Origin of the sequence: Lactobacillus porci, from assembly GCF_009695985.1 — a bacterium.
In the GTDB taxonomy this organism is placed as follows: Bacteria; Bacillota; Bacilli; order Lactobacillales; family Lactobacillaceae; genus Lactobacillus; species Lactobacillus absianus.
This window is the reverse complement of sequence record NZ_VUMX01000006.1, coordinates 36,126-48,617: the sequence shown is the minus strand read 5'-3', so window position 1 is coordinate 48,617 and position 12,492 is coordinate 36,126. Positions and strand designations below refer to the sequence as shown.

Here is a 12,492-nt window from a genome sequence, read left to right as displayed (position 1 = left end):
AAGTCATCAACTTCAAGAAAGCGAGCAGAACGATTATGCAGGTCAAGATTGGCATCTTAAACATCATGCATGACAAAGTGGATACCCAGAAGCGCTTCCGTCATGTCCTGGCGGACGCGGACCTCACCTTCTTTTATCCCAAGCCCCATTACCAAAAGCGCCAGCTTCCAGCCGCTTTTGCCAAAATCGCGGAGCCCCTGGACTTGGTCAAAGTGGGAACAATGGACGCCTTCATCATCACCGGCGCCCCGATTGAAAAGATTCCCTTTGACCAAGTAGACTACTGGGATGAATTGCGGCAGCTCTTTGCTTTTCTGGATGAAAAGCAGATTCCCCAGCTTTATGTCTGTTGGGGAGCCATGGCCGCTCTAAACCATTTCTACGGCATCGGCAAGGACGCCTTGGCTGGCAAGCTCTTCGGCATCTACCGCCAGCAGATTCTGCAGCCCACTCCCCTGCTAGCGGGTTTAGCTTCAGGCTTTAAAGCGCCACACGCCCGCTACGCGGAGATGAGCCACCAGGACCTGGCCAAGCAGCCAGAGCTGACTGTCAACGCCATTTCCGAAACTGGCCATCTTTGCCTGGTTACGGCCAAGACACGCCCGCAGGTCTTTCTCTTCTCCCACCTTGAATACGGCCCCAGCGCCTTCATCAAGGAATACGACCGCGAGCTTGCCGCCAGAGGAGGTGATGACCGCGGCTTGTCCAAACCGCAGCAATACTTCGCCGATGAAGAGCACATGGCAGATCCCCAGTTCACCTGGGAAGAGACCCAGAAGCATTTCTTCGCCAACTGGCTGGCCAGCATTCAGCCGGCGAGCAGTTGCAAGACATGCAGCTGGATCGCCAAGATCCAAGAATTCAAACAAGTAGGAAATTTGCAGAATAACTAAGCAATAATTTTTTCAGGAGGAAACAACTATGTCAGACAAGATTTACAACTCAATTTTGGACACTATCGGCCACACCCCAATTCTCAAGCTCAACCGCGTCGTCCCAGAAGATTCCGCCGACGTCTACGTCAAGCTGGAATTCTTCAACCCAGGCGGCTCCATTAAGGACCGGATCGCCCTGGCCATGGTTGAAAAGGCGGAAAAAGAAGGCAAGCTCAAGGCCGGCGACACCATCATCGAACCAACTTCCGGCAACACCGGGATTGGCTTGGCGGCCGTAGCCAGCGCCAAGGGCTACCACTTGATCATCACCATGCCGGAAACGATGAGCGATGAACGCAAGAAGCTGATGCGCGCCTACGGGGCGGAATTGATCCTGACCCCGGGCAGCAAGGGGATGCCCGGGTCAATTGCCAAGGCGGAGGAACTGGTCAAGGAACACGGCTACTTCATGCCAATGCAGTTCGAAAACCCAGCCAACCCGGAAATCCACGAATTGACCACTGGCCAGGAAATCGTCAATGCCTTTGGGGCTGACGACTTGCCAGATGCCTTCGTTGCCGGCGTTGGGACTGGCGGCACCTTGACTGGGATTGGCCGCGCCTTGAAGAAGGCTGACAGTGCGGTCAAGGTCTACGCCTTGGAGCCAGCTGAATCACCGCTTCTTAAGGAGGGCAAGAAGGGCCAGCACAAGATCCAAGGGATCTCAGCCGGCTTCATTCCAAAGACCCTGGACCGCGAAATCTATGATGGCATCGTTGAAGTCTCAAGCGCTGAAGCCTTCGAGACTGCCCGCGAAGTCGCCCGCAGTGAAGGCTTCCTGCCAGGCATCTCCGGCGGGGCCAACATCCACGGCGCGATCGAGCTGGCCAAGAAGCTGGGTAAGGGCCACAAGGTCATTACGGTTGCGCCTGACAACGGCGAACGCTACCTGTCTACTCCGCTCTACCAGCTCTAAGGCTGCCAAGAGCAGCAAAGCGGACGCTTCGCTGATTTTTACCCAATTTACTAAGATAATTTGACTTTCAATTACTAGCTGACAAGCAATCAGCAATAACCTACACAAATCGACACATAGCAAACCTAGACACATTAACGCTTAAAACCTGAAAAAACGGGCTCGATCGCTTTGATCGAACCCGTTTTCTTTAGTTTATGGCAGTTCCGCTCCTTTGAGATAATCGCTTTAAATAAATTGTTCTAATTCTAACACGAATCGGCAAAAAAGAAAGGGCGATTTTGCCCGAGACATCCCAAAAGCAAAAAAAGCCAGGAAACCAATGTTGGTCTTCCTGGATCCAAAAAATATTTAAATTTTTATGGAAATTTTCTCCTAGTCTTCATTTTCCGTATCATTCAACAAAGACTTGCTCTTGAGAGAGCACACGACTCCCCCTTGCAAAACATAGCGGACGATCCCGACCGTGCCATCGCTGATCTTGTCAAAGAGCCGGCCAGCGCTCCAACTCTCGCCAATTCTCGTATTGACGCTGTTGGCCACGTAGCCGACCTTGCCCAGACCGGGCAACTCAACCCGGATGGCTTCTGAATCAAAGGGGTTCTCAGGCTCTTTGTACAGATAGACTTTCTGGCCCCGGGCAAAAGGCTCGTTGCCATAGTAGTGGCCGGTACCAGGGATCGTAAAGTAAATTCTCTCCATTTGACTTTACCTCCCGTCCTGCTAAGTTCTCTTTTACCATCATCACGCTTCGTATTATACATTATTTAAGCGCTTACTTCCAGCTCTTTTCGTTAGATTTAAGCAAAAGAATTGACACTTTTTCAGAAACTTTTGCCCAAAAAAGAAAAAACTGATCACTTGCCCAGCAAATGATCAGTAACTGCTTATTCTTGCTTCTTTTGCTTGATTTTCAGACTCTCCCTCCTGCTGCAGGCCAACAGAGCCATGGCCAGCAAGGCGCTGGGAATGGCCAGCAGGGAAAAGACTGCTGGCGAAAACAGGAAGAGGATGGCCAACAGGACCGTCAAGATCCCAATCACGTTCGCGTAGTTCAAGCCGCCCTGGCGGCTCTGCTTTTCCTGCCACTGCTTGTAAGCCGGGGATGCGATCCAGGCCAGCAGGACCAGTAAAATCAAGACACCGTAATACATTTTGCTATCCATCATGATTTCCTCCGTTTGCAATTATTGAATGTTCAGTTATATATCTATCCATTCACAATTATAGTCTATCTTGAGACTGGCAAACAGGAAAATCTGCCTGAAAAGCTTAAGATTTGCTAACGGTCAAAAATGTGCTCGTCTTCCAGAATTTGGCTGTAAAATTCCGCGCAGGCCAAGGCCAGGTATGGCTGCACGAAGAAGCTGGCCAGCCCGCCCGTCACGTTCTGCAGGATAATCCAGCCCAAAAAGGACAGGTTCAAGAAGAAAAACGACCAGCAGCGGCCCTTCATTAGCCGCCAGCTTTCGTTGACCTCGTCAAAAAAGCCGTTACGGTTGCCTTCCAGCAAGTCGTCATCAATCAGGTATGGCACTTGCGACAGCCGCATTAAGAACCAAATCAAAATTATGGCCAGCAAAGTCGTGATTGAAAAGCGCAGGCCGGAGGTCATTTTGTCATCAGTCATCACCCGCATGGACACCACGTCGACGCTCTGAGTCAACACGCTCTGCAACACGGCATATTCCAAAAGGCGCGGAATCCGCTTGCTGGAGAGGACTTCCCAAAAGGTTGGCTTGACCGCGCCAATTTTGACATGGGCGCGCCAACGCTTCAAATAGAGCATGAAGGCCGCTTGGTAGAGATAAGCCAGCAAGGCCAAGGCAAAAGCCAGGATGGTCAGTCCCCAATTGACATCCCCGGCAGAGGCGTAAATGCCAATCACATTGGGAATGGCCGTCAAATAGCAGGCCAACAGGCCCAGCGGGGCGTAAACCTTTGCCGGTATTTTCTTCAAGTCTTCCCGGGCCGCTGCCCGGCAATCAGCTGCTTTCATTATTATTCCTTCATCGCTTTCTATTGTTGGATCTTCCTTTTAATTATAGCATTTGCCCACCCGCTCCTTTTCTGCCTTTTTTCACTGATTGGCAAGCTTTCCTTTTTCAACTACAATATAGTTAGCATGATTGGAGGGAAAAAATATGAAAATTGCCGTTCTTACCGACAGTTCTGCCTACCTGAGCAAGGAGCAGCAGGACAAGTACCAGATCGATGTCGTGCCGATTCCCTTGATTTGGGGCGACAAGACCTACTATGACCTGGTCGACATCACTTCTGACGAGTTTTATGAAAAAATCGAACATACCGAAACCCTGCCGACGACCTCACAGCCTTCTTTTGGCCAGATTGAGGAATTCATCGACCGCTACGTGGCTGAAGGCTACACGGACGTCATCATCCTGACCTTGTCCAGCGGGATTTCCAGCTTCTACAGCAACTTGGTCGGCTACGCGGCTGAGGAAAAACGCCTCAAGATCCACCCATTCGACAGCCATATCACCTGCGCGGGCTTGGCCGACTGCGCCATCTTGGCTGCCCGCCTAGTCAAGGCCGGGGCTGACGCGGACTTGATCATGAAAGACCTGGAAGACTTGCGCCAAACCATTGGCGTCCGCTTCCTGGTCGACAATTTGGCCCACTTGAAGCGGACCGGGCGCCTTTCTAACGCCGCCACCTTCATTGGGTCCCTGCTGCACATCACCCCGATTCTGTCTCTGGACGTTCAGGAGACCGGCCATATCTCGGCCATTGCCAAAGAACGCCAATACAAGCGGGCCTACAAGCATGTCCAAAAGGACTTCGCGGACCTGACTGCGGGCAAGTCCTACCCGATCCAGGCCACGATCTTTGACGCTGCCGACCCTGACCGAGGGGCGGCCTGGCTCAAGGACTACCAGGAACAGTTTCCAAAGGACGCTTTCGACCGGTCGATCATTGGCCCCGTCGTTGGCGTCCACTGCGGCAAGCATACTGTAGCCATCATCTGATGCCGAAAGCTGGATTCCTACTTTGATGAGCAGGGGCGGCCGCTGGCTGACGTGCATTCTGAAGCCGTTGGCGAAAAATTTTAAGCAATGCGGAATCAAGCGCAAAAGCCGCGTGGAATTGCTCCACGCGGCTTTTTTGTACCTATATCTATGCCTTTATTTCTGCAAATCAACCCCAGACTTCGTCCGCGATCTCCTTGATCAGGTCCAGCTTGCGCCACTCTTCTGCTTCAGTCAGGACGTTCCCTTCTTCAGTTGAAGCGAAGCCGCATTGCGGGCTCAGGCACAGGTTGGCCAGCGGCACGTGCGTTGCCGCCTCCTTGATCCGCTTGATGACGGCATCCTTGGCTTCCAGCTCCCCGAACTTGGAAGTCACCAGACCAAGAATGATCTTCACGTCCTCGCGGCCATTCCAGATGGTGGCCAGAGGACTGAAATCCCCGTCCCTGTCTGAGTCGTATTCCAGGAAGAAGCCATCGTAGTTCAGCTGGGCCAGGTACTTGGCTACTGGCTCATAGCCGCCTGAGAACAAGAAGGTTGACTTGAAGTTTCCGCGGCAGATGTGGGTCGTGACCGTCAAGTCGCTCGGCAGGCCTTCCAAAGTCCAGTTGATGACCTTAACGGCACTTTCAGCCAAGTGCACGTACTTAGCATGTTCTTCTGGCTTGTCCTGGCTTTCGTTGAGCTTGGAGATCAAAAATGCCCAAGTCGTGTCGTCTATCTGCAAGTAGCGGCAGCCAAGCTCATAGAAGTGCTTGATGGTCTCGTTGTAGGCCTTGGCCAAGTCTTGCAGGTATTCATCCCAAGTATCGTAGAATTTTGGCCAGTTGTCGGAGCGGTTGTCGCGAAAGAGCATGGTTGGAGAAGGAATGGTTTGCTTGGCTTCAGCGCCTTCGCCCGCGTGTTCCTTGACAAAAAGGAAGTGCTTAAAGAAGGGGTGGTCCGGGTTGTAAGCTACCTTGCCGCCCAATTCCGCGTTGTCAGTTCTGGTCTTGGCCCCGTGGAACTTGTAGCTTTGCTGGTAGTCGTACTTGATGACGCCTTTAAGGCCCCACAAGAAGTCTAGGTGCCACCAGCTGCGGCGGAATTCCCCGTCAGTCACTGCTTTAAGACCCGCCTGCTTTTCCTTGGCAATCAAGTCGATAATCCACTTGTCTTCAACCTTGGTCAATTCTTCCTGGCTCAATTCCCCGGCCTTAAACTTGGCGCGGGCCTCCTTCAGTTCTGCTGGCCGCAGAAAGCTGCCGACGATGTCATTGCGATATGGTGCTTGTTTGGTCATGATGTTCAAAGTCCTTTCTCAAAATACGAAAATAATCAATAGTCACGATAATCAACTAAAAATAAGATAATCAACGGCCAGAGCAAAAAAGCGCGCCGCCTGGCCATGCTGGCCAAGGGACGCGCTTGCGTGTTACCACCCTAAATTTCAATCCACCCTCACGGTTGGATCCTCTACAGGTTCCTGTTGAAACCCAGGCACAATAACGGGCGCCACTCGTCGAAGGCTTGCCGTGCTCACCTCCGGATCTTGCTCCAAGACCATCTTCGCTACCTGCGGCTATGCCGGCTCTCACCTGCCCCGGTTCTCTTTAATAGCCTTCAATAACTACTCATCTTTTCTCAGCAATCATTAATCTAATTGCCATAATCCTACAATTATTTGGACAAAAAGTCAAGACAAGACCGGCAATTGCCAAAAAACTAAAAAAGTTAAGCGATTAGTCAAAAATCTGCGGCTGTTTTTCCAGAATTCCTTGCTAAAAGCCTTATGGCTTAATCCATGGCAGCTGGTTTGAAAACGAGAAGACCAATTTGCTTTTGGAAAGTTATTAAGAATCTCAAAAGAAATATTTTTTCTCCCCCCATGATTGAAAGCGCTTCATTTAGGTGTTACAATGCACTTGAAATCGAAAGTTAATCTGTTAACAAGTAATTTATGAGGTAAAAACCATGCATTACACTAACGGTAACTATGAAGCTTTTACTGACGCACGCGCGCCAAAGGAAAATGCCGAAAAGAATGCTTATATTATCGGTGGCGGCTTGGCCGGCCTGGCTGCGGCCGTCTTTATGGTTCGCGATGCCCACATGACAGGCAGCAAGATCCACATCTTGGAAGAAGAAGCCCTGGCTGGGGGGTCTCTGGACGGGATCAAGCGGCCGGAATACGGCTATATCATCCGGGGCGGCCGGGAGATGGAAAACCACTTTGAATGTCTGTGGGACATGTACCGGTCCATTCCTTCCCTGGAAATTCCAGGTGCTTCCTATTTGGACGAGTATGCCTGGCTTGACCGCGACGACCCGAACTCATCAAACTGCCGCCTGATCCACCACCGCGGCGACCGGGTTCCAACCGACGGGCAATATGGCCTGGGCAAGTGTGCGAGCGAAATCGTCAAGCTGATCATGACCCCGGAAGACAAGCTGGAAGGCATCACGATCGAAGACTGGTTCTCTGACGAATTCTTTGAAACCAACTTCTGGGCTTACTGGGCAACCATGTTTGCCTTTGAAAAGTGGCACTCAGTGATTGAAATGCGCCGTTACGCGATGCGCTTCATCCACCACATTGACGGCTTGCCAGACCTGTCAGCCTTGAAGTTCAACAAGTACAACCAATATGAGTCCATGACCAAGCCGCTTTTGGCCTACCTCAAGGACCACGGAGTTGAAATCTGGTACGACACCCAGGTTGAAAACGTCATCGTTGACTGTGCCAATGGTGAAAAGCTGGCCAAGAAGCTGCTTTACACCCGTGAAGGTGAGAAGCACGAGCTTGACCTGACGGAAAACGACATCGTCCTGGTTACCAACGGGTCCATCGTTGAAAGCTCAACCTACGGCACCCATCACGCGCCAGCCCCAATCACCCACAGGCTGGGCGGCTCCTGGACCTTGTGGAAGAACCTGGCCAAGCAGTCGCCTGACTTTGGCCACCCAGAAGTCTTCTGCGAAAACATTCCAGAACGGGCCTGGTACATTTCCGCGACCATGACCATGAAGGACGCCACCCTTGAGCCATACTTTGAGCGCCTGACCAAGCGCGACATCCACCAGCACCGCGTCAACACGGGTGGGATCATTACGGTAACTGACTCCAACTGGATGCTCTCCTTCACCATCCACCGGCAACCGCACTTCAAGGACCAGAAGGAAAACGAGACCGTTGTCTGGATCTATGCCCTCTACTCTGACACCCCAGGCAACTACATCAAGAAGCGGGTCGTTGACTGCACGGGTGAAGAAATTACTGAAGAGCTCCTTTACCACCTGGGCGTTCCAGACGACTTGATCAAGAAGTATGCCGGCGAAGACTACGTCAACACGATCCCAGTCTACATGCCTTACGTAACGGCCTACTTCCAGTTGCGCAAGAAAGGCGACCGGCCAGACGTCGTTCCAGCTGGTTCACGGAACCTGGGCTTCATCGGCAACTTTGCCGAATCCCCGACCCGCGACACGGTCTTCACGACTGAATACTCAGTCCGGACCGCCATGGAAGCCGTCTACAGCCTGCTCAACGTTGATCGCGGGGTTCCGGAAGTCTTTGACTCCGTCTACGACATCCGGGAACTTTTGAAGGCTACCTACTACTTAAACGACAAGAAGCCAATCGACCAGATGGACTTGCCGCTGCCGAAGATTGCCGTTAAGGGCGCTTTGAAGAAAGTTCAAGGCACTTGGCTGGAAGAACTGCTGAAAGAAGCCAAGCTGATGTAAACCATAGCTAGCTGATTCAATAACACGCAAAAAGTCCTGCACGAATTTCGTGCAGGGCTTTTTGAATTGGCTTATTAACTAATCGCTGCCCTCTCCGTCGCGTTTTCTCTGCCACTTGGCAATGATTGGCAAGATCACGCCCAAGCCGATCATAAACAATGGCTCAACGATGTTCAAGACCAGCATGTGGACCCACTTGGCCGTGCCGTATTTGGCGTCAATTGGCACGATCCCGAAGGTAGCCCCGGTCAAGGTGATGATCAGGCACCACCAGCCGACAAAGATGGCAAACTTGCGGTTCTTGATGTAGACGTAGGCTGACGGGTAGTCCTCTTCATGAACCCGCACCTTGATGAAGGCCCAGAAAAGCAGGCCGGTCACATATGGCGAAACGATCCCGTTCAAGTTCAAGAGCTGGTTGAAGATGTCGTTGACCGTTGGCAGGGTCGCGCTCAAGAAGAGCAGGACTGAGCAGATGAAGGTCGTCAGCCAGTAGCCATTGATTGGCAGGCCGTTTTTGTCAACCTTGGTCAACTGCTTGGGCAAATACTGCTTGGCAGTGTCTGACAGGAAGATCCGGGCCCCACCATCGACCAGGACTGCCAGCTGGGCCAGCATGTACAGGGCTTGGGTGATGATAAAGGCATACAGGAAAAAGTTGCCCATCCCGAACTTGTCCCCCATTGCCTTAAAGGCATAGTAGGATCCGTTCATCTTCAAGTCATCCGGCAGTTTGTGGGCATTAAAGAAGACGCCCAGGGCAAAGGAGCCGAAGATGGTCAAAAAGCCCGTCATTGCCGCCAGCATGTACATGGCCTTTGGGAAGTCATGCGGGCCGTCTTTCATTTCGTTGACGTATGGCGCGACGAATTCACTGCCGTTCATGGCAAAAATCAGCAAGCCCAGGCTCATCAGGAATTTCATGTTAAAGGTCGGCAGGAAGTTCTTGAAGTGGAAGGGCTGGGTAGCGATTGGCCGCCCCTGGCCCAAGTAGGCAAAAGTCATGATGACGAAGAGGATGGTCATGATGAACATGGCTCCCCCGCCAATGACTGACAGCCACTGCAAGGAGTTGGCAAACTTATGCTGGAAGAAAATAAAGAGCACGAAGATTACCGCCGTAAACAGGGCAAAGGCCCAGTTGGACATTTCCCGGTCATTGAGGGCCCGGCCTTTAAAGAGCCAGGCAAAAGAAATTACCGTCGAGTTGGCAACGTCAACCAGGTATGGGAGGGAAACGACCCAGTAGCACCAAGCCGCGATGTAGCCCATCCGATCGCCGGACGTGTGCCGGATCCATGATGACAATCCGCCGCCCTCTTTCGCAAAGACGCTCCCCAAGTGGCCAACCATCATTTCATACGGAATAACGAACAGAACCAGCAGCATGACCCAGTCGGAGACCACGGCCAAGCCTTGGTTCTGGAAGTTGTAAATAATATCGTCAAAGCCGATGACGGTGACAAAGTCCATCAGGGCAATGACAGGCCAGGAAATATATTTTCTTTTTCCTGTCTCATCTAAAGAATCCATCTTTTTCCTCCTTCATATTTTAACACCTGCCCTAATTATAGTCGCATGGGCAGCGGAGGAAACCTGCTAAAGCAATGTAAGCCCTTCCTAGTTGAATTTTTGCAAAAAAATCAGCAGCAGTCTGAAAACTGTTGCTGATTTTTAATAACTATTTCATGCTTTCTTGCAAGCGGGCAATCCGCCGGTCCAAGGTCGGGTGGTCGGAAAAGAGGTTGGCCCAAAAATGCTTGCCCTTGAAGACGTTGAAGGCCAAGGCCCTGACCATTGGGTCGGCATCCCGGCGGGCGGCAGCGAAATCAGCGGCCTGGTCTTCTTTGGCCGTTTTTTCCTCTTCCACTGCAAACTCTTCCAGCTTTTCCAAGGCTGAGATGATGCACGAGGGATCGCGGGTCAAGTCAACTGAGCCCACGTCTGCCAAGTACTCTCTTTGCCGGGAGGTCGCCAAGTTCAGCAAGTAGGCCAGCGGCAAAGCCACCAGCAAGAGGGCCAGACCCACGGCCAAGAAGAAGGCGCCAAAGCACCAGAGGATGATGGCGGAAATGCATCCCCGCACCTTAGTCGTAAAGCAGCCCAAGCCCAAAGTGGTTAAGCCCAAGGCCGCCAGCAGGATAAAAGTATACAGACCAGAAGAAATCGTGGTCACCCGCATGTCATAATTGCGGATGTGCGACATCTCGTGACCAATGACGCCCAGGAGCTCTTTCTTGTTCATTAGCCGCAAGAGCCCCGAGGTCACGGCCAAGCTGGCATGTTCCGGATCCCGGCCCGTGGCGAAAGCATTCGGCTCAGTCAGCGGAACGACATAAACCTTGGGCATCGGCAGGCCAGCTGCCAGGCTCATCTCCTCTACCAGTTCATAGAGCTCTGGCGCCTCTTCCCGGCTGACCTCAACGCCGCCGGTAATCTTCATCAAATGCCGGGTTGCGTCAAAATAGATGTAGGCCAGATAGATCAAGCCGGCACCCAGGAAGAAGCAGCTAAGGGCGATAGTATCGGTCAGGTAGTCAATAAACCATGCCGCTGCACCCAAAATGAGCACATAGCCGCCTATTGCCAGCCAAGTATTGCGCTTGTTCTGCTCAATTTGCTTATACAGCATCTGCATTTCCTTCTTTCATTTTTCTTAAACTGCTTTTGGCTAGATTTTCGGCATTTTAATGACAATCAAGCTGGAAAGCAGACACAAGGCAATCATCAGCACGTAGGCGATGGTCTGTCCTATTCCCAGCGGATTGGCCTTGTAAGCTGCCCCATAGAGCATTGGACCAAAAGCCGCGATGAAGTAGCCGCCGCTTTGGGTCAGCCCGGACAATTGGGCCGTCTTTTGGGGCGTAGTGGTCTTCAGCGGGAACAAGGTCAGGGCCATGATGAAGAAGACGGCGGTCAAGGCGCCGGCCGTGATTGACAGGTAGTACCAAAAGGCCAGCGGCATCTGGCTCTGCCAGAACATCAAGATCGCGCCGGCCAGGGCAATCAGGCTGATGGTCCAGGAAATCGCGGCTTGGGTCCGCTCTTTGGCTCCATCCAGAAACCTAGGCAAAAAGAGCGATACCGGCAAGCCAGCAAAGGAATAGCAGGACAAGACGACGCTGATCTGCCCTTGGGCAAAGCCATGGTACTTCATCAGGACTGGCAGCCAGGCAATCAAAGTATAGTTGATGATGGACTGACTGCCGAACATGATCAAAAAGGCCCAAGTATAGCGGCTCTTCAGCAGATCGGTCAGCTTGCCTTTCTTGACGCTTGGCGACTTTTCCGCCCGCTTTGACAGCCGGAGCTCATAGTCAGACTTTGGAGCAAACAGCCACAAGACAAAGGGAATGGCGCAGACGATCATCAGTGACCATAATACCGACTGCCAGCCAAAATGCTCATTGAGGGGCCCGGCCAGCAGACTCATAATGGCCGTGCCCAGGCAAATGGCAGTCGAATATGAAGTCGTATATGAGGCCACCCGCTGTGGCTCATAGCTTGAAACGACTGATGGCGTCAGCACGTTCACGTGGGTGATCCCCAAGCCAACCAGCACCGTGCCAAGCAAGATCGTCGGCCAGGAAATCCATAAGCGCAGGCAAGCCCCGGCTAGCAAGGCGGCCAGGCCGAAATTCAAGGCCTTGCGCAAGCCAAATCTGGTCATTTCCTTTGCGGCCACGACCGAAAAGCTCAAGAACATGACTAACGGGATCGTGGTCAATATCCCCAAATTGCTGACCGAAGCGTGCAAGCCCCGGGCCAGCTGGTCAATGATCAAGGGGACGACGGTGATTGGCGCCCGCATGGCAAAGCCAAAGGCAACCACAATTATCAAAATTAAGCGATCTCTTGCCTTCATTAGTTGTTTATGCTTCTTTCTTTATTATTGTTTTATTGCCCAGGCCGTTTGCTGGCATCT

At 52.2% G+C, this 12,492-nt stretch carries 10 protein-coding genes and 1 pseudogene; 4 read left to right on the top strand and 7 right to left on the bottom strand.

What is annotated here, in order from left to right:
• Positions 1–35 precede the first annotated feature (35 nt).
• Together FYJ62_RS03335 and cysK are read left to right on the top strand one after the other, a co-directional pair.
• Positions 36–893, top strand: a complete 858-nt coding sequence (locus FYJ62_RS03335) for a homoserine O-acetyltransferase/O-succinyltransferase family protein (protein WP_154547718.1) — start codon at positions 36–38, stop codon at positions 891–893.
• A 28-nt stretch (positions 894–921) separates the two neighbouring features.
• Entirely contained in the window at positions 922–1,851 is a 930-nt protein-coding gene (gene cysK, locus FYJ62_RS03330; protein WP_154547716.1) for a cysteine synthase A, read from the top strand.
• Between the two features lie 375 nt (positions 1,852–2,226).
• Here cysK and FYJ62_RS03325 read toward each other — a convergent pair whose 3' ends face one another.
• The 3 genes from FYJ62_RS03325 to FYJ62_RS03315 all read right to left on the bottom strand — a co-directional run bounded on the left by FYJ62_RS03325 (position 2,227) and on the right by FYJ62_RS03315 (position 3,850).
• Positions 2,227–2,553, bottom strand: a complete 327-nt coding sequence (locus FYJ62_RS03325; RefSeq protein ID WP_154547714.1) for an HIRAN domain-containing protein — start codon at positions 2,551–2,553, stop codon at positions 2,227–2,229.
• A 185-nt stretch (positions 2,554–2,738) separates the two neighbouring features.
• Positions 2,739–3,020 carry a hypothetical protein gene (locus FYJ62_RS03320; protein WP_154547712.1) on the bottom strand — a complete coding sequence of 94 codons (282 nt, stop codon included), beginning with the start codon at positions 3,018–3,020 and terminating at the stop codon, positions 2,739–2,741.
• A gap of 113 nt (positions 3,021–3,133) precedes the next feature.
• Entirely contained in the window at positions 3,134–3,850 is a 717-nt protein-coding gene (locus FYJ62_RS03315; protein ID WP_154547710.1) for a DUF975 family protein, read from the bottom strand.
• A gap of 145 nt (positions 3,851–3,995) precedes the next feature.
• Here FYJ62_RS03315 and FYJ62_RS03310 point away from each other — a divergent pair.
• Positions 3,996–4,925 (top strand): annotated as a pseudogene (locus tag FYJ62_RS03310) (DegV family protein).
• Positions 4,926–5,010: 85 nt separating this feature from the next.
• Here the strand turns inward: FYJ62_RS03310 and FYJ62_RS03305 are convergent.
• A complete protein-coding gene (locus tag FYJ62_RS03305) occupies positions 5,011–6,123 on the bottom strand; it encodes a vitamin B12 independent methionine synthase (protein ID WP_154547708.1) in 1,113 nt (370 codons plus the stop codon).
• Between the two features lie 671 nt (positions 6,124–6,794).
• On the opposite strand from FYJ62_RS03305, the gene FYJ62_RS03300 reads away from it, so the two are divergent.
• Complete coding sequence (locus tag FYJ62_RS03300) at positions 6,795–8,567, top strand: oleate hydratase (protein ID WP_154547706.1); 1,773 nt, start codon at positions 6,795–6,797, stop codon at positions 8,565–8,567.
• A gap of 78 nt (positions 8,568–8,645) precedes the next feature.
• On the opposite strand, the gene FYJ62_RS03295 is transcribed toward FYJ62_RS03300, so the two are convergent.
• The 3 genes from FYJ62_RS03295 to FYJ62_RS03285 all read right to left on the bottom strand — a co-directional run bounded on the left by FYJ62_RS03295 (position 8,646) and on the right by FYJ62_RS03285 (position 12,432).
• Entirely contained in the window at positions 8,646–10,100 is a 1,455-nt protein-coding gene (locus FYJ62_RS03295; RefSeq protein WP_154547704.1) for an APC family permease, read from the bottom strand.
• 148 nt (positions 10,101–10,248) lie between these two features.
• Positions 10,249–11,199 carry a M48 family metallopeptidase gene (locus tag FYJ62_RS03290; RefSeq protein WP_154547702.1) on the bottom strand — a complete coding sequence of 317 codons (951 nt, stop codon included), beginning with the start codon at positions 11,197–11,199 and terminating at the stop codon, positions 10,249–10,251.
• A gap of 39 nt (positions 11,200–11,238) precedes the next feature.
• Positions 11,239–12,432 (bottom strand): MFS transporter, encoded by a 1,194-nt coding sequence (locus FYJ62_RS03285; protein WP_154547700.1) that lies wholly within the window; start codon positions 12,430–12,432, stop codon positions 11,239–11,241.
• Positions 12,433–12,492: the final 60 nt, after the last annotated feature.

Coding starts and splice junctions, on each gene's coding strand:
- FYJ62_RS03315 (WP_154547710.1), bottom strand. CDS start 3,850: ATGAAAGCAGCTGATTGCCGGGCAGCGGCCCGGGAAGACTTGAAGAAA.
- FYJ62_RS03335 (WP_154547718.1), top strand. CDS start 36: ATGCAGGTCAAGATTGGCATCTTAAACATCATGCATGACAAAGTGGAT.
- FYJ62_RS03320 (WP_154547712.1), bottom strand. CDS start 3,020: ATGATGGATAGCAAAATGTATTACGGTGTCTTGATTTTACTGGTCCTG.
- FYJ62_RS03290 (WP_154547702.1), bottom strand. CDS start 11,199: ATGCTGTATAAGCAAATTGAGCAGAACAAGCGCAATACTTGGCTGGCA.
- FYJ62_RS03295 (WP_154547704.1), bottom strand. CDS start 10,100: ATGGATTCTTTAGATGAGACAGGAAAAAGAAAATATATTTCCTGGCCT.
- FYJ62_RS03305 (WP_154547708.1), bottom strand. CDS start 6,123: ATGACCAAACAAGCACCATATCGCAATGACATCGTCGGCAGCTTTCTG.
- cysK (WP_154547716.1), top strand. CDS start 922: ATGTCAGACAAGATTTACAACTCAATTTTGGACACTATCGGCCACACC.
- FYJ62_RS03300 (WP_154547706.1), top strand. CDS start 6,795: ATGCATTACACTAACGGTAACTATGAAGCTTTTACTGACGCACGCGCG.
- FYJ62_RS03285 (WP_154547700.1), bottom strand. CDS start 12,432: ATGAAGGCAAGAGATCGCTTAATTTTGATAATTGTGGTTGCCTTTGGC.
- FYJ62_RS03325 (WP_154547714.1), bottom strand. CDS start 2,553: ATGGAGAGAATTTACTTTACGATCCCTGGTACCGGCCACTACTATGGC.